This window comes from Nocardia sichangensis, from assembly GCF_047200615.1.
In the GTDB taxonomy this organism is placed as follows: Bacteria; Actinomycetota; Actinomycetes; order Mycobacteriales; family Mycobacteriaceae; genus Nocardia; species Nocardia sichangensis.
The window spans coordinates 13,689-35,138 of record NZ_JBJZOK010000023.1; the positions used below are offsets into that span (position 1 = coordinate 13,689).

The 21,450-nt window shown below is 69.2% G+C and carries 22 protein-coding genes; 10 read left to right on the forward strand and 12 right to left on the reverse strand.

Annotated features, from left to right (window positions below):
• The first annotated feature begins 53 nt into the window (after positions 1-53).
• Together ACL03I_RS27315 and ACL03I_RS27320 are read left to right on the forward strand one after the other, a co-directional pair.
• Positions 54-1,217 carry a sensor histidine kinase gene (locus ACL03I_RS27315; RefSeq protein WP_355079876.1) on the forward strand — a complete coding sequence of 388 codons (1,164 nt, stop codon included), beginning with the start codon at positions 54-56 and terminating at the stop codon, positions 1,215-1,217.
• Positions 1,218-1,219: 2 nt separating this feature from the next.
• Positions 1,220-1,885, forward strand: coding sequence for a response regulator (locus tag ACL03I_RS27320; protein ID WP_459561389.1), 666 nt, complete (start codon positions 1,220-1,222; stop codon positions 1,883-1,885).
• A gap of 196 nt (positions 1,886-2,081) precedes the next feature.
• On the opposite strand, the gene ACL03I_RS27325 is transcribed toward ACL03I_RS27320, so the two are convergent.
• Positions 2,082-2,888: a VOC family protein gene (locus ACL03I_RS27325; protein WP_355079880.1), complete on the reverse strand. Its 807-nt coding sequence runs from the start codon at positions 2,886-2,888 to the stop codon at positions 2,082-2,084.
• A 635-nt stretch (positions 2,889-3,523) separates the two neighbouring features.
• On the opposite strand from ACL03I_RS27325, the gene ACL03I_RS27330 reads away from it, so the two are divergent.
• Genes ACL03I_RS27330 through ACL03I_RS27345 form a run of 4 tightly spaced genes read left to right on the forward strand, consistent with a single transcriptional unit; the run spans position 3,524 to position 5,278 of the window.
• The gene (locus ACL03I_RS27330; RefSeq protein WP_355079882.1) at positions 3,524-3,949 is read left to right on the forward strand and encodes a hypothetical protein; all 426 of its coding nucleotides are present in this window, start codon (positions 3,524-3,526) and stop codon (positions 3,947-3,949) included.
• Positions 3,946-4,245, forward strand: a complete 300-nt coding sequence (locus ACL03I_RS27335) for an SH3-like domain-containing protein (protein ID WP_355079883.1) — start codon at positions 3,946-3,948, stop codon at positions 4,243-4,245. Before ACL03I_RS27330 ends, ACL03I_RS27335 begins: the two co-directional genes overlap by 4 nt.
• Positions 4,242-4,952 (forward strand): thiocyanate hydrolase subunit gamma, encoded by a 711-nt coding sequence (gene scnC / locus ACL03I_RS27340; protein WP_355079885.1) that lies wholly within the window; start codon positions 4,242-4,244, stop codon positions 4,950-4,952. The genes ACL03I_RS27335 and scnC overlap by 4 nt, the downstream gene beginning before the upstream one ends.
• Positions 4,949-5,278: a ScnB gene (locus ACL03I_RS27345; protein ID WP_355079887.1), complete on the forward strand. Its 330-nt coding sequence runs from the start codon at positions 4,949-4,951 to the stop codon at positions 5,276-5,278. The genes scnC and ACL03I_RS27345 overlap by 4 nt, the downstream gene beginning before the upstream one ends.
• A gap of 215 nt (positions 5,279-5,493) precedes the next feature.
• On the opposite strand, the gene ACL03I_RS27350 is transcribed toward ACL03I_RS27345, so the two are convergent.
• The 5 genes from ACL03I_RS27350 to ACL03I_RS27370 all read right to left on the reverse strand — a co-directional run bounded on the left by ACL03I_RS27350 (position 5,494) and on the right by ACL03I_RS27370 (position 10,739).
• On the reverse strand, positions 5,494-6,198 hold the full coding sequence (locus ACL03I_RS27350; RefSeq protein WP_412807283.1) for a hypothetical protein: 705 nt from the start codon (positions 6,196-6,198) through the stop codon (positions 5,494-5,496).
• A gap of 27 nt (positions 6,199-6,225) precedes the next feature.
• Positions 6,226-7,422: an MFS transporter gene (locus ACL03I_RS27355; RefSeq protein ID WP_412807284.1), complete on the reverse strand. Its 1,197-nt coding sequence runs from the start codon at positions 7,420-7,422 to the stop codon at positions 6,226-6,228.
• On the reverse strand, positions 7,419-8,639 hold the full coding sequence (locus tag ACL03I_RS27360; protein ID WP_355079891.1) for a cytochrome P450: 1,221 nt from the start codon (positions 8,637-8,639) through the stop codon (positions 7,419-7,421). Before ACL03I_RS27360 ends, ACL03I_RS27355 begins: the two co-directional genes overlap by 4 nt.
• Before the next feature lie 136 nt (positions 8,640-8,775).
• A complete protein-coding gene (locus ACL03I_RS27365; protein ID WP_412807285.1) occupies positions 8,776-9,627 on the reverse strand; it encodes a response regulator transcription factor in 852 nt (283 codons plus the stop codon).
• A 128-nt stretch (positions 9,628-9,755) separates the two neighbouring features.
• Positions 9,756-10,739 (reverse strand): LLM class F420-dependent oxidoreductase, encoded by a 984-nt coding sequence (locus ACL03I_RS27370; protein ID WP_355079895.1) that lies wholly within the window; start codon positions 10,737-10,739, stop codon positions 9,756-9,758.
• Between the two features lie 194 nt (positions 10,740-10,933).
• Here ACL03I_RS27370 and ACL03I_RS27375 point away from each other — a divergent pair, with 194 nt between their 5' ends.
• The 4 genes from ACL03I_RS27375 (at position 10,934) to ACL03I_RS27390 (ending at position 14,483) form a co-directional block, all read left to right on the forward strand.
• Positions 10,934-12,175, forward strand: a complete 1,242-nt coding sequence (locus ACL03I_RS27375) for a serine hydrolase domain-containing protein (RefSeq protein WP_355079896.1) — start codon at positions 10,934-10,936, stop codon at positions 12,173-12,175.
• A 267-nt stretch (positions 12,176-12,442) separates the two neighbouring features.
• The gene (locus ACL03I_RS27380) at positions 12,443-12,772 is read left to right on the forward strand and encodes an ArsR/SmtB family transcription factor (protein WP_355079898.1); all 330 of its coding nucleotides are present in this window, start codon (positions 12,443-12,445) and stop codon (positions 12,770-12,772) included.
• A gap of 121 nt (positions 12,773-12,893) precedes the next feature.
• On the forward strand, positions 12,894-14,120 hold the full coding sequence (locus ACL03I_RS27385) for an MFS transporter (RefSeq protein ID WP_356960819.1): 1,227 nt from the start codon (positions 12,894-12,896) through the stop codon (positions 14,118-14,120).
• A 39-nt stretch (positions 14,121-14,159) separates the two neighbouring features.
• Positions 14,160-14,483 (forward strand): ArsR/SmtB family transcription factor, encoded by a 324-nt coding sequence (locus tag ACL03I_RS27390; RefSeq protein ID WP_355079902.1) that lies wholly within the window; start codon positions 14,160-14,162, stop codon positions 14,481-14,483.
• On the opposite strand, the gene ACL03I_RS27395 is transcribed toward ACL03I_RS27390, so the two are convergent.
• The 6 genes from ACL03I_RS27395 to ACL03I_RS27420 form a co-directional block, all read right to left on the reverse strand.
• The gene (locus tag ACL03I_RS27395; protein WP_412807286.1) at positions 14,473-14,994 is read right to left on the reverse strand and encodes a hypothetical protein; all 522 of its coding nucleotides are present in this window, start codon (positions 14,992-14,994) and stop codon (positions 14,473-14,475) included. The two genes, ACL03I_RS27390 and ACL03I_RS27395, sit on opposite strands and share 11 nt — an antisense overlap.
• Positions 14,991-16,232, reverse strand: a complete 1,242-nt coding sequence (locus tag ACL03I_RS27400; protein ID WP_412807287.1) for an acyltransferase family protein — start codon at positions 16,230-16,232, stop codon at positions 14,991-14,993. The genes ACL03I_RS27395 and ACL03I_RS27400 overlap by 4 nt, the downstream gene beginning before the upstream one ends.
• A gap of 75 nt (positions 16,233-16,307) precedes the next feature.
• Positions 16,308-17,375 (reverse strand): SGNH/GDSL hydrolase family protein, encoded by a 1,068-nt coding sequence (locus ACL03I_RS27405; RefSeq protein ID WP_412807288.1) that lies wholly within the window; start codon positions 17,373-17,375, stop codon positions 16,308-16,310.
• Positions 17,376-17,428: 53 nt separating this feature from the next.
• Positions 17,429-18,898, reverse strand: a complete 1,470-nt coding sequence (locus ACL03I_RS27410) for an MFS transporter (RefSeq protein WP_412807289.1) — start codon at positions 18,896-18,898, stop codon at positions 17,429-17,431.
• A gap of 111 nt (positions 18,899-19,009) precedes the next feature.
• Entirely contained in the window at positions 19,010-20,599 is a 1,590-nt protein-coding gene (locus ACL03I_RS27415) for an ATP-binding cassette domain-containing protein (RefSeq protein WP_412807290.1), read from the reverse strand.
• Complete coding sequence (locus tag ACL03I_RS27420; RefSeq protein ID WP_355079914.1) at positions 20,596-21,450, reverse strand: ABC transporter permease; 855 nt, start codon at positions 21,448-21,450, stop codon at positions 20,596-20,598. The genes ACL03I_RS27415 and ACL03I_RS27420 overlap by 4 nt, the downstream gene beginning before the upstream one ends.

Genomic DNA, 21,450 nt, shown 5'->3' on the forward strand with positions numbered 1-21,450 from the left:
AGGATCACCCTCAGGGCTCGGCACCGGAACCGAATGGAGGCGGTGACGAACTGGTGGACGTGAGCAGGTCGCTGGCTCGCCAGTCGGTGGTGGTCGCCGTGGTGGCCGCCGCCATCGACGCGGTGGTGCTCGGTCTGTGCGGCGTGTTCGCGGTGGCGCCGTGGCAGACGGTCGCCGCCGTGACGGCGATCGTCGCCGCCGATCTCGCCTTGGCCGCGCCGCCCCGGACGGCGGGCGTGGTCGCGGCGGTGCAGGTGCTCGTCCGGCTCCTGGCCGCGCTGCTGCTGTACCGGCACGGATTCCCGGTGCGATTCGCCGACGTCGGGTTCCTGGTGGCGGGATATCGCGCGGGGGCATGGCTCGCCGGGCCGACCTCCGTGCTCACCATGCTGTTGCTGTGCGCGGGAGTCGCGGGAGCGCACCTGTTCACCGACAGCGCCGCGGCGCACGACTGGCGGCTGTTGCTCGCCGCGACCGTCTCCGCGGGCTGCGTACCGTGGCTGGTCGGCCGCTACACGGCGGCGCGCGGCGCCTACATCGCCGATCTGGAGCAGCGCGCCCGATTGCGGCAGCAGGAGCACCGGACGGCCGTGGAGCGCGCGGTCACCGATGAGCGGGCCGCCATCGCCCGCGACCTGCACGACGTGATCTCGCATCACGTCAGCGCGATCGGCATCCACGCGGGCGCGGCGCGGCTGGCCCTCGGCGGCACGGCGAGCGAGGCCGCCGCCCGGTCGCTGTCCGCGGTGGAGTCCAGCAGCCGGGCCGCGATGGTCGATCTGCGCCGCCAGCTCGACCTGCTGCACGGCCACGAGGACGAGGGGCAGCGCCAGCCGGGACTGGCCGACATCGACGGGCTGATCGAGCACGTCCGCGCGGCCGGGCTGGACGTCGAGACAAGCGTGCGCGGCGAGGCGGTGGAACTGCCGGACTCGCTGAACATCACGCTGTACCGCATCGTGCAGGAGATGCTGACCAACGCGCTGCGGCACGGAGACGGTACGCACGCGCGACTGGAGGTGGAGTACCTGCCCAAGCGGGTGATGCTGCGCGCGACCAATCCCCTCGCCCCCGAACCGGTCACCGCGGACACCTCGGTACCGCGTGGCCTCAACGGAATCCGCCGCCGCGCCGAGCTGTTCGACGGCGACCTGGACTACGGCCGCGACGCCACGCACTGGCACACCACGGTGTCGGTGCCGATCGGAGGATCGTGAACCTGCCCATCCGCGTCCTGATCGCCGACGACCACAGCGTGTTCCGTTCCGGCCTGCGCGCCGTCGTCGACAGTCAGCCGGATCTGGATTGCGTCGCCGAGGTGAGCGACGGCCGCGCCGCGATCAGCGAGACCGCCCGGCTACGACCGGATGTCGCGATCCTCGACGTCCGGATGCCGAAACTGGACGGGCTCGCCGCCACCGCCGCGATCGTGGCCGCGGGCGGCACGCACGTCCTGGTGCTCACCACCTACGACAGCGAAGCCAACCTGTATCGCGCCCTGCAGGCGGGCGCCAGCGGGTTCCTGCTGAAGAGCCTGCCGCCGGAAGAACTGGTCACGGCCATCCGGATCGCGGCGCGCGGAGACGCGCTGATCGATCCGTCGATGACCCGCCGTCTGGTCTCCCGCTTCGCGACCACGCTCGCACCGCCGCGCACCCCACCGGAGGTCCATCAGCTCACCGCCCGCGAACTGGAGGTGCTGCTGTTGCTCGCCGACGCGCGCAGCAATGCCGAGATAGCCGCTCAGCTCGGCGTCGGCGAGGAGACGGTGAAGACTCACGTCTCCCGCATCCTGGCCAAACTCGGTGTCCGCGATCGCATCCACGCCGTGGTCTACGCCCATCAGCACGGTCTGGTGTCGCCGGAATCGGCGCGCTCCGACTGACCCGGTATACCGACCGTGGCCTGGACCTCGACGAATCGTCGCACCCTTCGGCACGAGCGTCGTTCATGAACCGTGTCGACCGGGCCCTACGCTCCCGCGCCGCGAGCCGCGGAGTCCGTCGACACCCCCGCCGAAACCACGATTGCTCCGGCGGCGACAAGCGAGCGCAACGGCTCGGTTGTCGCCGCCGGACGACTCACGCGCCGGTCGGCGGCTCCCCGACTGTCGTCGTCGGGTCGATGAGGCCGAAGACCTCACCCTGCGGCCCCTGGACGAGGCCCATGCGGCCGAAGGGACTGTCGTCGGGTCCGGACATGACGGTGGCGCCGAGATCGCGCGCCTTGGCGAGCGCGTCATCGGTGTTGCCGACCTGGAACCAGGCCAGCCAATACGACGGGTTGTCGCCGGGCATCTTCGTCGAGTCGTTGATGCCGCCGACGGCGTCCCCGCCCTGCGGCAAGCTGAAGGTGGAGTAGACGAAATTCTCGCCGTCGCCGATTTCGGAGTACTGCCAGCCGAACACATCGGCGTAGAACTCCTGGGCCTTCTTGTAGTCGCTGGTGTGCAGCTCGTTCCAGCAGTAGGCGCCGTGCTCGTTGTATACCCCCGCGCCGCTGTGGGCCTTGGCCTCCCAGATCCCGAAGACCGCGCCGGTGGGGTCGGCGCCGACGACCATGCGGCCGACATCGAGTACGTCGAACGGTTGCATCATCAGCGAACCGCCCGCGGCGTTCACCTTCTCCGCGATGGCGTCGGCGCTGTCGGCGGCGAGGTAGGTGGTCCACACCGACGGCATCGGCATGCCTTCCGGCTTGGGTCCGATGCCCGCGGCCGCGCGGCCGTTGCGCATCGCCATCAGGTATCCCCCCGCCTCGGGCGGGCTGTCCTGGATCTCCCAGCCGAAGAGTGCGCCGTAGAATTCGCGGGCGCGCGCCGGGTCGTCGACCTGGCAGTCGACCCAGCACGGTGTTCCCTGCGGCCAGCTTCCGTCATGAGTGGGCATTGCGGGTGCCTCCTGATACGGGTTGCCGAATGTGCGGCCGAGACAGCCGGCACACGGCTAGTCAACCATCAGCATTCCGTTGGAGTGGGCCGATTCAGCCGACACTCCGGTCCTGTTCGCGAGCCTGAGACCAGGCGAAAGACCCCCTACACAGATCAGTCCCCGGTAGTCTCGTCGTTTCCGTGATCCTCAGTCGTCGCTGAGTCTCCGGTTTTGCGACTGGCTTGCCGGGGGCCTAGCCGGATCCTGGGTCGGTGTCTTCACTGCCTACCGACGTCTCAGCTGACAGTGCGCTCACCTACCGGTGCTCCGGTGTAATGACTAGTTTCCTCCACATTTTCCGCTAGTCAAGAGGGTCGGCAGCGCAATTCTCCGAGCCGGGCGCGCCCGTCTTCGCCGCGCCACAGGCATCCTTCAGCAAATCGATCTCGACGTGTACGCTCGGTATCCGAACCATGCGATTGTGACTGGGGTCACACCCGTCGTCCGACTGCACCCGCCTGCTGGGCGGGCCGTCCCGTTGGAGTTTCCATGGCGCTCGTTCCCCCTCCAGTTCCTACGCGGGAAGGCGTGCGCGAGCACACCTGCCGCAACCGCCCCGCCGTGGACCCCGGATCCGTCACTTCGGAGACATGATGAGCGCACCGAACCGATTCGACGAGTTGCAGCATCGCGTCGCGGACCTCGCACCGGTCTTTCGCGAGCCGCTGGACTCGCCCTACGAGATCTCGAACGCGTTGTTCGCCGCCCTCCGACACGTTCTGCACGACGTGGGCGGCCAGCCGGACACTCCGGTCGAGTACCGGGAGAAGGAGGAAGAGGCCTGGGAGATGAGCACGTACGTCACCTGCGAATGCCTCGGCTGGCGCGGCGTATGGAACTCCGAGGAACGCAGGCGAGCGGAGAACGACCTCGGCGCGACGCTGTACTTCGGTCTCCCCTACTACGCGCGCTGGGCGACCGTCGCGGCGAAGACATTGGTCGCCAAGGGATTGATCACCCCCGACGAACTGTCGGCCAAGCTGGACGAAGTACGCGCACGAATGGAGGCGCGCACATGAGCAGGAGATACCGGATCGGCGACCGTGTGCGCGTCCGCGACGCCACGTCGATGTTCCACACCCGCACCCAGGCCTACACCCGCGGGCGCATCGGTGTCGTCGTCGAGTACCGGCCGGAGTGGATCATCCCGGAGGACGAGGCATGGGGACGGGACGACGGTCGCGTCGAGCCGTTCTACGTCGTGCGATTCCGCCAGAAGGATTTATGGCCCAAATACACCGGCTTCGACGTCGACACCCTGGAGACGGAGGTCTCCGAGCGCTGGCTCGAGCCCGCGGAGGAGGATGCCCAGTGAGCCGGACCCACGATCACGACGCGCACGCGCCGATCCGGACCAGCGAAGAGATCAGCGAATTCGAGGTGCTCGAGACGGCGGTGCGGGAACTCGCCATCGAGAAGGGGCTGTTCTCCCAGGAAGACCACCGCAGGTTCGCGGAGTGGGCCGAATCGGTGGGTCCGCACGGCGGATCGAAGCTGGTCGCCAAGGCGTGGACCGACCCCGAGTTCAAGGCCCGCCTGCTCGCCGACGGCACCGAGACGTGCAAGGAGATCGGCATCGACTGGCGCGATCCGACCGGATCGGGGACGCCGAGCGACTACACCTACTTCTACGTGCTGGAGAACACGCCCGAGGTGCACAACGTCATCGTGTGCACGCTGTGCTCGTGCTATCCGCGACCGGTGCTCGGGATGTCCCCGGACTGGTATCGCACGCCCAACTACCGTCGCCGCCTGGTGCGCTGGCCCCGGGAAGTGCTCGCCGAATTCGGCTTGCACTTCCCGCCCGACGTCGAGATCCGCGTGCACGACTCCAACCAGAAGTCGCGGTTCATGGTGATGCCGATGCGCCCCGAGGGCACCGAGGGCTGGACCGAGGAACAGCTGGCGGCCATCGTCACCCGGGACACGATGATCGGCGTGGCGCTGCCCCAGGCCGACTGGACCGCACAGCAACCACCGAACCGAGTCGAAGCCGCCGCCGAGAAGGAGGGACGCCCGTGACGAGCGGTCCGTACGAAGTCCTGCTGGAGACCTTGGACCCCGCGTCGCACCGGGAGACCTCGCTGCCCGAGCTCGACGGCAAACCCGACCCGTGGGAGTCCAGCATGCAGGCCACGTGCGAATGCCTCTCGTGGCGCGGCGCGTTCGACAACCTGGAACGCCGCCACGCCGAGGACACGCTGGGCGAGACGATCTATCGCGACTTCCCGGTACGCACCCGATCGGTCGTCGTCACGGCGCACACCCTGATGGATCGCGGCGTGATCAGCCCGAACGAATTACGCGCCCGCATGGACGCCGTCCGGGAGCGGTTCCACCGGCAGTAGCGCCTTCGGAACCAGCCCGTTGGCAGGCACACGCTCGCTCGCAGCCGACGAACCGAGGAACTGGAGCGCGCAGCCGAAAGGGTCCGGAACCAGGTGGTTTCGGGCCGTTTCGCTGAGCTGATCCACCCGTGGCCCGCACCGCAGGCCGGACGCGCAGGGGCGGAAGCCCCGTCTCCCGGCGACCCTGGGAGACGCGGCGAGCGGTAGGCGTCTTTCTACTTCGTCGGCGCCGGGTTGAACGGCTGGTTGATCGTGGTGAAGTACTGGGAGGCCGCCAGGATCGCTACGGGCGCGGTCACCAGCAGCTGCCCGACGAGGGTCCCCAGCGCTCCGATGGCGAGAATGCCGCCCACGCAACCCACCGCCGCGGCAGGCAGGAACGCGCCGAACAGGCCGACGATCGCGGCCGAGGCCACCGTCGCGCCCGCGATGCCGCCCAGGACGCAGCCGACGGCTCCGCCGGTGAGGCCGCCGACGAGGGTGCCGATCGTGGCGCCCGCGGCGATGGTGGATGTCATCCGGCTCCAGGCCGCGACCTCGCGGTCGTACGGGGTCTTCCAGGGAGCGGAGTCCTCGTAAGGCAGTGCCACCGGTCGGTAGACGGCGTGGCCGAGGTCGAATCGCGGCGTCAGGGTGGCGGTGTGACCGGCGATGTCCGCGGTGATCGGAAAGACGAAATCGTCCACCCGAAACGACAATTCGGTGCCCGCGAGCACCGTGCCGTCGGCCGCGGTGATCTTGAATACGCCGTCGTCGGCGGTGAGCGAACCGCCGTCGGTGGTGACGGTGACCGCCTGCGGGGTGGTGGCGGCGGTGTAGTTCACCGCCTCGTCGCCCGCTGCGGGAGCCGCCTGGGCGAGATTCACGGCGGTCGTGGTCGCGGCGACGGCAAGCGCCGTCGACACAAGTATCTTCTTCATTTCGATCCTTGTTCGGAGTGAATTGACTTACGAGGGGTCCGAATCGGTGGTCACGGGCAGCAGCACGGTGACCACCGGAAAAACGAGGGCGCTGCACACCGAGCACAGCGCTCCGACCGCCCAGAAGGGCGAATCGGCCTGCAGCAGTGCGGCTGCCGCCGCGGTGCCCGCCATCATCCCGCCGTACTGCAGCGAGGAATTCAGCGCCAGCACCGTGCCGCGGGCCTGCGGCCGCAGGGTGCCCGCCAGCGTCGTCAGCGCCGACTGGCCCAGTCCCACCGCGCCGCCCCAGACCACTTGGACCGCGACGGCCGCCACCAGCGACCCGATGGACAGCGAGAACGCGAGAACCGAGGCGGCCGCCACCAGCGTGGCCACCGCGACGACCCGGCGGCCGCCGACGGCGTCGGCCAGCCGCCCGCCGCAGACATTCCCGGCGACGCTCATCGCGCCGCCGCCCGCCAGCGCCAGACCAACTGCGCCCGTGGACAATCCGAAGTTGTCGGCGTAGAAGAGCCCGGCATTGGCGAACATCCCCTGCAGGCCCGCGGTCCACAAGAACGTGCACAGCAGGGTGTACACCACCGCCGCATCGCCCAGCGCCGCGCGGATCGGCGCGTCACCGGCCGCCGCCGTAGGCGCACCGCCCGGCACCAGCCTCGCGAGCGGTCCGAGCAGCGCCGCGGCGGCGATGCCGATGCCCCAGAACGTCCAGTGCCACGACACCGCGCCGGCGAGGAACGCCCCCGCGGGCACGCCGGCCACCGACGCGCCCATCATCGCGCCCACGATCACGCCGATCGCGGCACCGCGCCGCCGCGGCTGCACCTGCCCAGAGACATGGGCCAGGATCGCGGGCACCAGCATCGCCGCGCCGACGCCCGAGAGCACTCGAAAGCCCAGCAATACAATGAAATTCGTGCCGAATCCGGTCGCCGCGGTGCCGGCCGCGAAGACGGCCAGCCCGAGCGTCATCAGCCGCGTCCGGCCCCACCGATCCGACAGCGGCCCGAAGACCGGACCCGCGACCAGATAGGCCAGGGCGTACGCGGTGACCAGCAGTCCGCCCACCCGCGGCGGTGCGCCCACCTCGTGGGTGATCCGCGGTGCGAGCGGGGAGACGACCAGCGCGTCCAGCCCGACGAGACAGGCACAGGTGGCCAGCACGGTCAGCCAACGCCATTGCGGGACGGCGCGGGCCCGGGAGCCGGCCGCCGAGGTCACCACCGGGCCGGCAGCGTCTTCGGTCGCAGGGTCAGCAGTCCACTGGACCATTCGACGTCATCCGGCGGCACGGCCAGCTGTAATTCCGGCAGCCGCCGCGCGAGGGTCGCCAGCCCGATCTCGAGTTCGAGCCGTGCCAGGCCCGCACCCGGGCAGAAGTGGCTGCCGTGCCCGAACGCCACATGTTTGACATCCTCGCGGAACAGATCGAGCCGGTCCGGATCGTGAACGTGGCGGGTGTCGCGCCCCGCGGCATGCATGATCGGGATGACGCCCTCGCCCTTGCGCACCGCGACGCCGCCCACCTCGAGATCATCGGTGGCGATGCGCAGGAAGCCGATCTCCGAGGGCGGCGCGTAGCGCAGCAGTTCGTCCACCGCGTGCCGCACCACCTCCCGGTCATCGACGCGCGCGACCAGCGAGGCCCACTGATCCTGGTGCCGCAGTATTTGATACGTCGCGCGACTGAGCGCGCTCACCGTGGTGTCGTGCCCTGCGACCAGCAGATTGACTGTCAGCCAGACCAATTCCTGCTCCGAGAGGCGGTCCCCGTCGTCGCGCGCGGTGATGAGGTCCGACAGCAGGTCCTCGCCCGGCGCGCCGCGGCGCTCGGCCAGTAGCGAGACGACATAGGCCGCGGACTCGTCCCTGGCCCGCAGCCGCTCGTCGGCGGTGTGGGCGGTGATGCTGACCAGATGATCGGTCCAGCGCTGGATGTCGGCCCGGCGCTCCCGCGACGCGCCGAGCAGATCGGTGATCACCCAGATCGGCAGCAGGGCCGCGAAGTCGTGGTGCAGATCGGCCGGACGCGGACCCGCTTCGAGAGCGTCGACGAGTTCGTCGGCGATCTCCTGGATCCGCGGCCGCTTCTGTTCGGCGCGTTTGGGTGTGAAGGCCGGCGAGATCAGCCGCCGCAGCCGCCGGTGGTCGGCGCCGTCCTGGCTGAGCAGATTGAAGGGATTGTCCCCGAAGTCGGGGCCCTTGATCACGCGCGGGGCTCCCGGCTCCCGCAGGGCCGCGCGGGACAGTCGCGAATCCGAGAGCGCCGCAACGACTTCGTCGTATCCAGTGACCGCCCAGGCGGTGTCGCCACTGGGCATGCGGACCCGCACGACCGGGCACTGCGCGCGGAGCTCGGAGAAGCGTTCCGGCGGCTCGCCGAGTGGGCCGAGCGGAAAGGGATAGGAGTCGAGATCTTCTTCGACGATTTCAGTCATCGGGATATTTCCTTCCAGAGCCGAAGGAGGGTGAGGGAAACCGAATCGGACACGATTCGAAAGTTTCAAAACTCTCGAACTAAACGATAGCAGCCGAGGCCTCCGCCAACAAGACGGAAACTCGGCGCCGCGGTCGTCAGCCCGCTTGTGAGGTGATGGCCACACTCGGCCGCAGATAGACGATCGCCTGCGCCCGAGTGCGCACCGATAACTTGCGCAGGATATTCGACACGTGGAATTTCACGGTCTTGTAGCTGACGTGCAGAACTTGAGCGATTTCGCTGTTGGACAATCCGTCGGCCACCAGGATCAGGATTTCCAGCTCGCGCTGGGTCAACGTGTCCAGAGCGGTGACCGACCGGGTCGAGGCCGCGGGCAGATAGGGCACCGTCGCTTCGAGCACGAGCCGGGTGATCGAGGGCGACAGCAGCGCCTCACCGCGGATCACGCTGTCCACCGCGTTCACCAGATCGACGGCACTGGAACGCCGTGAGACCAGGCCACGGACGCCGGCCTGCAGATATCGCAGCAGCAGTTCGCTGTCGGTGCCGTCCGACACCACCACCACACCGACACCGCGGTCGGGACGGATGCCGGTGAACCGGGCGGCCAGCGCGGGCCCGTCCCAGCCCGGGTTGGCACAGTGGTCGAGCACGACCACATCCGCCTTGCCCGCCGCGACCATGTTCAACGCCGCCTGGCTGTTGGTCGCAGGCCCGACCCAGCCGAGGTCGGGCATGCCACGCAGAATAGAAACCAGTCCGCTGCGCATGATCTGCTCCCCGCAGACCACCACTACTCGAGCCGCCGCCGTGTTCCGTCCGGCATCTTCGCCGAATTCGCCGGTCTCGTGATTTGCGCCTAACAACTTCATCTGCGCCCCGCAAGCTTCTGTAGTTATAGGTGGGTCCCGATTGTTGAGAATCCGACGATCTTCCCGATAACGCGAAATCGAAAGACGACTACCGGCAAGATCGATATCTGTCAAACTAACACAGGCCCACGTGTGCGGCAACAGGTGCGCACTTCTACTAAAAATTCCGTCGCTATTAATGATCTCCGAGAATATTAATCTTGTTCGAGGATTCGACGATCGTCCCACAACCGCCGCCCGCCTCATCGCGGGGCCAGCTCGCGCACCGTGCGCCACACCGCGGCCGGCCCACCGGCCAGCAACTCCGGTGACGACTGGAGCATTACGACCGGCGTGTCGACGCCGGCGTCGACGTAGCGCTGAATCTGCTCGCGGCACCGCGCCGTATTGCCGTGGATGAGAATACCGTCCACGACCTGGTCCGGGATCGCCGCCGCGGCCCGCAGCGGATCGCCGCTGTCGACGTACTTGTTCACCAGGGCAACCACTTCGGCGCGGCCGAGCCATTCGTGGAAGGCGCGGTAGGACGGGCGGGTGAACAGGTGCGCGAGCATCCGGCGCCCGGCCGCGCGGGCGTATTCGACGTCCTCGGTCGGGCACACGAAGATGCGTGCCACCAGTTCACCGCGGCCCCGGTCCTCGCCCAGTGCTCGCACGACGGTCGGAATGTCCTCGGCCGCGAGGAAATTCGTGATCGATCCGGCCCCCTCGCGGAAGCCGAGCCGCAGCATCCGCGTGCGCAGCGCGCCGACCATGATCCGCGGCGGTTCCGCGGCCGGATAGCCCAGTTGGAAGCCCTCGAAGTCGATGGTGTCGAACGGACCCGTCACGACGCCGTGGGTGAAGACCTGCCGCAGAAAGCGGACCGTGTCACGCACCCGGCGGTAGGGCTCGGCCATGGGGACACCGTTCATTCCGGTGACCAGCTGCGGACCCGAGGAGCCGACGCCGATGACCACCCGGCCGGGCGCGAGATCGGCCAGCGCCGAAGCGGTTTGGGCGATCACGGCGGGACCGCGCGTGTATACCGGCACCACCGCCGTCCCCAGCCGAAGGCTCGGCGACCCCCAGGCCGCGGCCAGCACCAGCGGGGTGAAGGCGTCCACGCCGGCGAACTCGCCGGTCCACGCGTCGGTGTAACCGAGGTCGGCCAATTGCTCCAAGATCACGCGATGGTCGGGCAGCGAAACCAGCGGCAACGGCAGCGTGATTCCGTATCGGGGCATGAGAAACCAACCTCCCACATCATTGTCATCGGGGCGCTATCCGGGCACCGCGCTGTTGTAATGCGTTGGCCCGCAACTAAGTTCGATAGTTGTACATCTATCGAACTAAAGCTACTATTCTCGATGTCGGCTTGGCAAGTACCGGGCCGGATCATTCCGGATTCCCGGTACGCGATAAAGGCAGGAATCACCTCATGTCGGAAATCAAAATCGAAATCGATGCGACCGAGGCCGGGTTCGATCCCGCGCGGCTGCGGCGCTTCGACGACTACCTCGACCGGCTCGTCGACGCGGGCCGCATGGCGGGCTGGGTCGGGATCATCGCCCGCGACGGCAAGGTCGTGCACGTCGGCACCGGTGGACATCGCGACGCCGAGGCCGAACTGCCGATGGCGACCGATTCGCTGTTCCGGGCGTGGTCGCTGACCAAGCCGTTCACCTCGGTCGCGGCGATGGCGCTGTACGAGGAGGGCGCGTTCGGGCTCAACGACCCCGTCAGCGACTACATCCCCTCGCTCGCCGGCGTCCGCGTCTACAAACGGCTCGGCGGCGGCAACCTGGAGACCGAGCCGGCCCGCGAACCCATCCGCATCTGGCATCTGCTCACCCACACCGCGGGATTCACCTACGGTTTCCACCACTCCCATCCGGTGGACGAACTGTACGTCCAGCGCGGCTTCGAGTGGAGCGCTCCGCCCGGCATCGATCTGGCCACCGCCGTGGACACCTGGGCCACGCTGCCGCTGCTGTTCGAGCCGGGCACCGCATGGAATTACGGGGTGAGCACCGACGTCCTGGGCCGACTCCTCGAGGTGGTGTCGGGACAGTCGCTCGACCGCGTGTTCGCCGAGCGGGTGCTGGATCCGCTCGGCCTGCACGACACCAAGTTCTGGATCGAGCCCGAGGAGGTCGACCGGCTGGCGGCGATCTACATGGCCGATCCGGCGACGGGGCGTGCGGTGCGCAACGACGTGCTCGCGGGCGGCGATCCGACGCAGCGGCCGAGCTGGCTGTCCGGCAGCGCGGGCCTGATCACCTCCGCCGCCGATTTTCATCACTTCCTGCAAATGCTGTTGCACAACGGCGCCTGGAACGGCGGGCGCGTGCTGTCGCCGCAGACGGTGAGATACATGACCACCAACCAGCTCCCGGGCGGCGCGGACCTGGGCGCGATCGGGCGCCCGGTGCTGCCCGCGCTCACCACCCTGGACGGCCTCGGTTTCGGCTTCGGCTTCTTGACCGCCGAGAATCCGGCCGCCACCAAGGTCATCGCGACGCCCGGCGAATTCTCCTGGTATTCCGCCACGAGTACCTATTTCTTCGTCGATCCGGTCAAGCGCATCACCGCGATGGCGTTCCCGCAGCTGTTCCCGTCCAAGGCGCTGCCGCTGTATTCGCGGCTGCGCCAGCTCGTGCACGCCGCGGTGGTCGACTAGCGCCGATCGCGAGCGGGGCGCCGGTCGCGATCGGCGTCCCGCCGCGGCTGCTGGCTTGTTCATGCGACCACTTCCGTTGCTGCGCGAGCGTTCCGCCCAATGCTGCTCGGAGCGCGGCGAACTGTCTTCGGCCGCGGGCCCGGTATCCCGCACGAGGCATCAGCCCTCGGTCCGGTCGGCGGACCTGGACCTTGGACCGGTATCGGACGAGAAAACGACTATGATCGAAATCTCGATCGGGCACGAACGCAGCGGAAGGCGGCCATCATGGCGCGAGTAGTGAACCAGCCGGCTCGCGACGACCTGGAACTCACCGCCATCTTCCACGCGCTGAGTGATCCGGCCCGGCTGGCGATGGTCTGCGAGCTGGCCGCGCGGATCGACGAGATGTCGTGCAGCGAACTGAACCCCGACCTGACGAAGTCCACCCTGTCGCATCACCTGAAGGTCCTGCGCGAGGCCGGGCTCACCGCGACCCGCGTCGACGGCGTGCGCCGCATGGTCTCGCTGCGCGCCGCCGATCTCGACGCCCGCTTCCCCGGCCTGCTCGACACGGTGGTGCGCAGCGCCGCCGCGCCGGTCCCCGCGCGGGCCTGATCTCCCGAAAGCCGCACCGGCACCGGCTCTTCCGTTGACGAGCGGCATGCCGCCTGTCACCATGTGGTCATGATTTCGGTAATCTTCGAAATCTAGTACTACTACTCAAGGCAGGTGCCTCATGGTTTCCTCGACCACCGCTGCCCGCGACGAATCCGATGTCGGCAGCCGTCGGCTGCTGATCGTGGGATCGATCTGCGCGGCCCTCGTCGGGCTCGACGCGCTGATCGTCGCGCCGCTGGCGCCCACCATCACCAGGGACACGCACGCCTCGGTGGATTCGGCGGGACTGCTCGTCACCACCTACGCCCTGGTCTACGCGGTGACCGGGCCCTTGTTCGGCCCGGTGTCGGACCGGTGGGGGCGGCGCAACGTCATCCTCACCGGGCTCACGATCTTCAGCATCGGCACCGCGTTGACCGGCATAGGCTCGAATTTCGCCGTGCTGCTGGTGTTTCGCGGCCTGGCCGGGCTCGGCGCGGCGATGATGGTGCCGAGCATCTTCGCCGCGGTCGCCGATGTCGTCGCGCCGGAGCGGCGCGGGCGCGCCATCGGCATCATCATGGGCGCGCTCACCGGCTCGTCGCTGATCGGCGTGCCCGTCGGATCCTTCGCCGCGGACGCCTTCAGCTGGCGGGTGTCCTTCTGGGCCATCGCCGTGCTCGCCGCGCTGGCATTGGCCGTCGTGCCGCTTACCCTGCCGCGCATCCCGGTCGCCGCGACCCAGGCCGCGGTGCATCCGCTGCGCGCGTACGTGGACAAGTTCCGCGCCGCGTTCAGCAATCCGTCCGTGTTGTTCGTGCTGCTGTCGACGTTCTTCTGGACCGCGGGAAACCAGGGCATGTGGGCCAATGTCGGCGTCTACTTCACAACCAATTTCGACCTGTCCACCACGGCGATCGGATTGGTGCTGCTGGTGATCAGCGCCGTTGGCGTCTGCGGGAACTTCCTCGGCGGGCGGCTCACCGACCGGTTCGGCAAGCGTGTGGTGATCGCGGCCGCGGGCCTGGGGGTGGCGGTGGCGCTGATCGCCTTCTCCAGCCTCGACGGCGCGCTGGTCGTGCCGGTCATCGTCGCGGCGCTGTGGGTGCTGGCGTTCAATATCGGCGCCTCCTCGATCACCACGCTGGTCAGCGAGTTGGCGCCGGCGGCGCGCGGTACCGCGCTCGGCCTGAACTCCTCCGCGTTGTACGCCGGGTCGACGGTCGGCACCTCCGCCTCGGTGGCGGTGCTGTCGGGCACGCACAGCTTCGTCTGGCTCGGCATCACCTGCGCCGTTTCCTGCCTGCTGGTCTTCCCGATCGTGCTGGGCCTGGTCCACGAGCAGGCCGCCGAGGCAGTGGCGTGAGCCGCCTCGGCGGTCGCGGCGAAAGGTAGAATCGGCCCGGTGCGCGCACTCCAGCATCCCTCCATCGAATCGGTGAGCCTGCCCACCCTGCTGCATGCCCTGTCCGACCCGGTGCGGCTGGAGATCGTGGCAAGGCTGCGGCAGGAGGAGGCGATCACCTGCGGCGGATTCGACGTCCCGGTGAGCATGTCCACGCTCTCGCACCATCTCAAGGTGCTCCGGATGGCCGGTCTGCTGCGGGTGATCCAGGAGGGCAGCTACCGTCGCAACGAATTGCGTTACGACGAGGTCGAGGCCCGCTTCCCGGGAGTGCTCAGCTCGATTCTGCACAACGCCCCCGCCCTCGTCCCGGCTACGAGCTGAAGGTCCGGGTGACCGGGCCGAAGGTCGAGGTGACCCCGGCTGCGGAGCCGCAGCCGGCGATGTCGGCGGTCAGGTAAAGCCCCGCGCCGTCGACATGGTCGCCGAGGAATTCACCGTCGGTCACCGTGCCGGAGATGACGATCAGGGTTTGCCCGGCGGGCCGGTTGACGTAGACGGTGCGGAACTCGAAGGTGCTGTGCTGTCCGTTGTTCCAGTCGACCCGCGAGCTGCCGGTCCCGGCGGCAGGTCCGCACCCGATCGTCGCGGGCCCGCCCGCGTGGGTGGTGCCTCCGGTGATGGTCGGATCGCTGGAGACGCACGAGCCGAACACCGCGTCGGTGCTGATCCGCACCGGCCTGGGCGTATCGGTGATGCCAGGCGAGTAGCTCACCGTACTCGTTCCCGCACAGGCGATATGGGTGGCGGCGGCCCGCGCGGGCGAGGCGGGCCACAGGGCGGTCGCGGCGGCCACCGTGGTCACCGCGGCGGCTGTCAGGACGAACGTCCTCACAGGTCGGCTCCTTCCGTGGCGGCGGCCGCCGGAGCGACGGTCATCCCGGCGCTCGATGGCGACGGCGTATCCGATTGCGAAGCAGCCTGTTTCGCCGCCGCGGGTGCGGGGATCACCACAGCGGCAGTGACACGGCGGCGGGGGCGGCTCCATCGCCGCACGATCGCATTCTCGAAGCCGGAGTACAGCCCCCAGGCGATCAGGGTGTCCAGCACCAGGAATCCGAGGATGACCAGGATCGCCGCTGGTGTCGCCCAGGCCTGCTGGATGCCGAACAACTGATGGCGATAGTGCAGGACGAGCTCGTGGATCATGTAGAACGCGAACGAGATGTCCCCGAGCCAGACCACGAAGCGCCACCGCCACGGCGAGAATGTGCCGCGCACGTCGGCGGTCGCGGCGGCCAGGATGAGCAGCGCCGTCGGGATCACGCCGACCGCGACCAGCGCCCACATGTACGGCGCCCAGAGCTGGACCACGAGCCCCGCGACGACCAGCAGCGAGGCCGGGGCGAGCGTCAGCGGCGCGCGGCGCCCCGACAGCAGCAGCTTCGCCAGCAGGATGCCCAGCAGGAAGTCCAGCACGCGCACCGGCGGGAAGAGGTAGAGGAACCAGAACTGGTACACCGGGACATCGGTGGCGAACGGCACCCGCGGCTGATCCGGCAGCAACAGCGCGAAGAACGGCAGCAGCACGATGGTCGCGAGCACGCCGATCGTCGCCGCCCACAGCCGTTCCGGGCGGATTCGCTCGACCGCGGCGAGCAGCCAGGGGAACAGCAGGTAGAACAGCGCCTCGCAGCACAGCGACCAGGCGACGGTGTTCATGCTGGCGAAGTTCTGCACGACCGGCACCCAGGTGTGCACCAGCAGCAGGTTCGGGATCGCCACCCCGGCGGTGACCGACTTGCCGGCCCAGACCAACAGCCCGAAGGCGATGGCCCAGGTCAGGACGTGGTTGGGATAGATCTTCACCAACCGCCGCCGCCAGAACGCGCGCTTGGTGTCGCCCGGCCGCGCGGACCAGGTCAGGACGAAACCGCTGAGGACGAAGAAGAACCCGACGCCGGTCCAGCCCTCGCGTTTCAGCAGAAACGACGCGGCGTGCTGGGCGTCGGGATCGGTGAAGAATCCTTCCAGCGAGATATGCGTGAAGAACACCAGAAGTGCCGCGGCGAACCGCATTCCGGTGAGCGTGTGCAAACGGGTGGATCGGGGCGCTATCGGCGCTTCGGTCACGGGAACCCTCCTGAGCAGACCGAGCGGAAAGAAGACCCGTTCAGTGTCCGAAGAGGGCATACCGGACGTCTTCGGTCAACGGACCGGTTCGGATGCCGGTCTCCCGGCCGGTCCTCCGGCGGGTACCTGGACCGCGGACCCGGCCAGCACGGCCGCCAGCCGGGGACCGAAGCGCTCGGCCAGCAGGGCATCGCCCGCGGCGTCGGGGTGCAGACCGTCGATCGTGAGCCCGGCGTCGGCGGCCCCGAACAGCTCGTCGCCGGGAACCAGATGCAGGTTGCCGTCGCCGAGGCCCTGGAGGACCCGGACCACGTTCTCCACGAGTTCGCGCACGCCGGACAGCGTGAGCTCGTGCGGATTCGGCTCGTGTTCGCGCTCTACCCACACCGGCGGGGAGAAGACGACCACCGGCACGTCGGGGTGGGCGTCGCGGATGGTCTCCAGGAATCCGGCCGCCAGCCCGCCGAGCGAGCGTTCGGTGAACGGGCCGCGGATGTAGAGGTTGGGTCCGAGTTCGACGGAGATCAGGTCGGCGGGCCTGCTCGCGATCGTCCGCGCCACGAACGGGTCCAGATAGGCCTGCGCGGCGAATCCGAGATCCAGCAGCCGCCAGCCGTAGCGCCGCGCGATGCGGGCGGGCCAGGTCTCGCTGGGCGAGGCGGTGACCAGGCATTGGGTGATCGAGCTGCCGTAGGTGATCCAGCGCGGGCCGGTCGCGGGCGCGGGCTCGATGGTGGCCGATGCGGCGACCGAGATCGGGCCGACCTGGGTGATCGCGCCGCGATGCGGAAGCCACAGCTGCACTTCCGACCGCTCTCCCGGCAGCCGGACGATCAGTTCCTCGGCGCCGGCGCCGACCGGAAGGCTTTGCGACAGTTCCCCCTTCACGAAAACGTCCACGGCGCGCGGGCGCGGCGTCCACACCGGCGTGGAGCGCAGGCTCAAGGACAGTTCGGGCGCGTCGGTCACGACGCCGATGCGCACACCGGTCGGGACCACGGCGTGTTCGGTCAGTTCCGGGGAGAACGCCGTGGCCAGCCGGCGCGGCGGCAGCCGCCAAGGCTGGCGCCAGCCATCGGATTCGGTCACATCGACGACGCCGTCCCAGCCGGTGGGTATGTGTGCTGCCGTTCGCTCGGTCATGATTTCGATTGTTATCGAAATCTAGATCAAAAGCCATACCTCGCGGCGCGCGGTCATCGATCGACCGCCGCTTGCGCCGCTTGCGCCGAACCCGGCTGTGCCACCACCACACTGGGCGTCCGGACACGATCCAGCCGCAGCGCGAGCGCGGCGGCGCCCACGATCAGCACCAGATGCACCCAGAGAACCGCCTCGACGGCCGTGGCGTACTCGCCGCGCCCGGGCCCGCTACCCGCCACGGCGAAGAACAGCGTCCCGAGCACGGCGAGTCCGACCGCACCCGAGAACTGCTGGGTGGTGTTCACGACTCCGGAGGCGCTGCCCGCCTGGTGCGGCTCGACCGTCGCCACCGTGACGCCCAGCGCGGCGGGCAGGATGAGCATATTGCCGAAGCCGAGCAGCGCGTTGCCGATGACAACCCAGCCGAGCCAGATGTGCCCGCCGAACCCGTGCAATGCCACGCCGAGCCCGATCAGTGTCACGATGTCGATGCCGCAGCCGAGCACGATCGCGCGGGCCTGCCCGTGCGCGGCGATCACCCGCCTGCCGACCATCGGCGCCGGCACGACCAGCGCCCCGCGGGCGGCGAACGCCAGCCCGGCATGTAAGGCGCTGAGCCCGAAACCTTCCTGGAGCAGCAGCGTGACCGCGAAGATGCCGCTGGTGAACGTCGCCATGAACGCGACGTTGATCAGGATGCCGAACACGGTCGACCGCCGCCGGAAGAAATCGAGGTCGATGAGCGGGTCGCCGCCCGCGGCCGCCAGGCGGCGCTCGTAGGCCAGCACCGCGAGCAGGCACGGCACGGCCGCGACCAGGCAGACCCAGGTCCACAGCGGCCAGCCCTGTTCGCGCCCGAACGACAGCGGCGCCAGCGCGAGCGCCAGGGCGGCCGTGATTCCGATCAGGCCCACCGGATCCAGCCCGGGCCTGCGATCGAGAGTGCGCGCGGGAAGCACCCGCACGGCGACGGCCAGCATCACCGCTCCCACCGGCAGATTGAGGAAGAACACGGTGCGCCAACCCCATCCGGCGACATCCGCCGAGATGAGCAGTCCACCGAGCACCTGCCCGACCACCCCGCTGGCCCCCGCGGTCACGCCGAACCAGGCCAGCGCCCGGGTCCGGTCCCCCGCGTCGAAATTGGCCATGATGGTGGCCAGCACCTGCGGGACCATGGCCGCCGCCGTGAGGCCCTGCAGGATCCGGGCGCCGACCAGTTCCACCGGCGACTGCGCGAGCCCGCACAGCATCGAAGCGACGGTGAAGCCGGCCATGCCGATCAGGAACAGCCTGCGGTAGGTGTAGAGGTCGCCGAGCCTGCCCCCGGTGATCAGACCGGCGGCATAGGCGAAGATGTAACCGCTGACGACGAGTTCGAGCGCCGCCGGTCCCGCGTGCAGCTCGCCGCGGATCGCGGGCAGCGCGATGTTGACCACGTTCGTGTCGAATCCGGACATGAACGTCGCCGCGAGCACGACGGGTAGCAGCAGCGGCGACCGCCGCGGGTTCGGGGGCGTCACAATGCCTCCTGGAAGTCGTTGGAGGTCCAGTCTTTCGAGTCCGCGAGTCGCTGTCTTCGGCCCGCGGCCCAGGATCGGGTCGGGACCGGGGACCGTAGGGCCTGCGCCGGTTCATGCCCGCGGCCCCGTGTAATCCGGCAGCACGGGCACGGCCGCGAGGAGTTCGCGGGTGTACTCCTCGCGCGGCGTCGTGAACAACTCGTCGGCCGGACCCGATTCGACCACTCGGCCCGCGCGCATCACCACGATCTCGTCGCTCAGGTGGTGCACCACGCCCAGATCGTGCGAGATGAAGATCAGCGCGACACCCAGTTCGCGGCGCACCCGCAAGAGCAGGTCCAGGATCTGCGCCTGAATCGAGACGTCCAGCGCCGAGACCGGTTCGTCGCAGACGATCAGATCCGGGCCCGGCGCCAGCGCCCGCGCGATGGCGACACGCTGCTGCTGACCGCCGGACAGGTCGAGGGGGCGGCGCGAAAGGACCGAATCGGGTAATCCCACCGCGGCCAGCAGGTGGCGGGCCCGGCCCTGCCGGTCGGCGCGCCGGACCTTTCCCGCCTCCAGCGCCTCGTCCAGCACCCGGCGAACGGTGAACCGCGGGTCGAACGAGCCCAGCGCATCTTGGAAGATGGCCTGCAGGCGCACCCCCGGGGTAACGGTGACCGTACCACCGTCCAGCTTTTCCAGGCCGAGCAGCGCCCGCGCGAGAGTGCTCTTGCCCGAACCGGATTCGCCCACCACGCCGACGACTTGGCCGCGCGCGACCGAGAGGTCGACCCCGTCCAGCGCCGCGAACGGCGCACCGTCGGGATCGCGGAACACGCGGCGAGCATCCAGCACACGCGCCAGCGCGCCCTTGGGCCGGGGCGTGCGCGGCGCGGGAAGCTGTGCCGCCAGATCGAATTCGGCCGGCGACAGGCGTGCGCCGCGGGTGTGCGCCGACGGCACCGCGGCCAGCAGCAGGCGGGTGTAGTCGTGTGAGGGGTTGGTGAGCACCTCGGCTGTCGGCCCCTGTTCGACGATGCGGCCGTCGCGCATCAGCGCGATCCGATCGGCGACCTCGGCTACGGCCGCCAGGTCGTGGCTGATGAGCAGCAGTCCGGTGCCCGCGTCGCGGATCTCGCGCAGCAGGGCGAGGATCCGGCGCTGCACCGAGGCGTCGAGGGCGGTGGTGGGTTCGTCGGCGATCAGGAACTGCGGCTCGGCTGCCAGCGCGGTCGCGATCAGCGCCCGTTGCCGCAGCCCACCGGAGAGTTCGTGCGAATACTGCCGCAAGCGGCTGCGCGCGTCCGGAATCCCGACGCGGGTGAGCAACTGCTCCGAACGGTTCGTGACCTCCGCCGCCGCCACCGTGCGGTGGATCCGCAGCGCCTCGCGCAGTTCCTGATCGATGCGCCGCAGCGGGTCCAGGGATCCCAGCGCGTTCTGCGCCACGTAACCGACCGTGGCGCCGCGAACCCGGCGCCACCGGCGCTGCGACCAGCCACGGCCGTCCTGCCCGGCGATCCGCAACCGCTCCGCCCGCACCCAGCCGTCTCGTTGGGTCAGCCCGATCAGCGCTCGCGCGGCGACGCTCTTGCCCGAACCGGATTCGCCCACCAAGGCCACGCATTCCCCGGCCTCGATCGTCAACGAGATCCCGTGCACCACCTCGGTGCGACCGAAACCCGCTGTCAAATCGGTGATTTCCAATGCTGTCATCGCGCCACCCTGCCCTCCGAGAGTCCTTGCCAGAAACGGGCCAGGACCGTGATCGACACCACCGCGGCGACCACGAACAGACCCGGGAAGACGCCGAGCCACCAGGCGCGGCTGAGCAGATTGCGGGACTCGGCCAGCATCGAACCCCATTCGGGCGTGGGCGGCACGGCGCCGAGCCCGAGGAAGCTCAGGCCCGCCCCCGCGATGATGCCGGTGCCGACGCCCAGCGGCGCGAGCACCAGCAGCGGCGCCAGCGCGTTGGGCAGGATGTGGCGCACCGTGATGCGCCATCGGCTCTGGCCGAGGGTGCGCGCCGCCTCCACGTAACCGCTGATCCGTACCACCAGGCCCTGCGAGCGGACCAGGCGGGCGTAGTACGGCGTCGCCGCCAGCCCGATCGCCAGTGCGGAGTTGCGCGCGCCGGGCCCGGAAACCGCGATCAGCACGAGCGCCGATAGCAGCCCGGGAAAGGCGAGCAGAATCTCGGTCAGCCGCATCAGCACCGCGTCGATCAGCTTCGACGGACCCGAGGCCAGCAGACCCACGACCGATCCCAGCGCGACCGCGATCGCGGTCGCGGCGACGCCGATACCGAGAGAGGTGCGAGCGGCGTAGATGGTCCGGGAGTACACGTCGCGGCCGAGCCGGTCGGTGCCGAACGGATGGGACGGGCTCGGCGGATGCAGCGCGACCCGCCAGTCGTTCACGGCGGGGTCCACACCGGTGAGCAGATGCGGCGCCACCGCGGCCACCACGATGAACAGCAGGACGACGGCCGCGGGCCATACCGGCCACGGCACCGATCGGAACCGGACGGGCGACACGGTCCTGATGTTCGGGACGACGGTCAT

What these genes read in the sequence shown, in the direction of transcription:
- ACL03I_RS27325 (WP_355079880.1), bottom strand. Translation starts at nt 2,888, where the DNA reads ATGCCCACTCATGACGGAAGCTGGCCGCAGGGAACACCGTGCTGGGTC.
- ACL03I_RS27330 (WP_355079882.1), top strand. Translation starts at nt 3,524, where the DNA reads ATGAGCGCACCGAACCGATTCGACGAGTTGCAGCATCGCGTCGCGGAC.
- ACL03I_RS27380 (WP_355079898.1), top strand. Translation starts at nt 12,443, where the DNA reads ATGGCGCGAGTAGTGAACCAGCCGGCTCGCGACGACCTGGAACTCACC.
- ACL03I_RS27415 (WP_412807290.1), bottom strand. Translation starts at nt 20,599, where the DNA reads ATGACAGCATTGGAAATCACCGATTTGACAGCGGGTTTCGGTCGCACC.
- ACL03I_RS27370 (WP_355079895.1), bottom strand. Translation starts at nt 10,739, where the DNA reads ATGCCCCGATACGGAATCACGCTGCCGTTGCCGCTGGTTTCGCTGCCC.
- ACL03I_RS27405 (WP_412807288.1), bottom strand. Translation starts at nt 17,375, where the DNA reads ATGACCGAGCGAACGGCAGCACACATACCCACCGGCTGGGACGGCGTC.
- ACL03I_RS27350 (WP_412807283.1), bottom strand. Translation starts at nt 6,198, where the DNA reads ATGAAGAAGATACTTGTGTCGACGGCGCTTGCCGTCGCCGCGACCACG.
- ACL03I_RS27385 (WP_356960819.1), top strand. Translation starts at nt 12,894, where the DNA reads ATGGTTTCCTCGACCACCGCTGCCCGCGACGAATCCGATGTCGGCAGC.
- ACL03I_RS27420 (WP_355079914.1), bottom strand. Translation starts at nt 21,450, where the DNA reads ATGACCGTCGTCCCGAACATCAGGACCGTGTCGCCCGTCCGGTTCCGA.
- ACL03I_RS27360 (WP_355079891.1), bottom strand. Translation starts at nt 8,639, where the DNA reads ATGACTGAAATCGTCGAAGAAGATCTCGACTCCTATCCCTTTCCGCTC.
- ACL03I_RS27375 (WP_355079896.1), top strand. Translation starts at nt 10,934, where the DNA reads ATGTCGGAAATCAAAATCGAAATCGATGCGACCGAGGCCGGGTTCGAT.
- ACL03I_RS27335 (WP_355079883.1), top strand. Translation starts at nt 3,946, where the DNA reads ATGAGCAGGAGATACCGGATCGGCGACCGTGTGCGCGTCCGCGACGCC.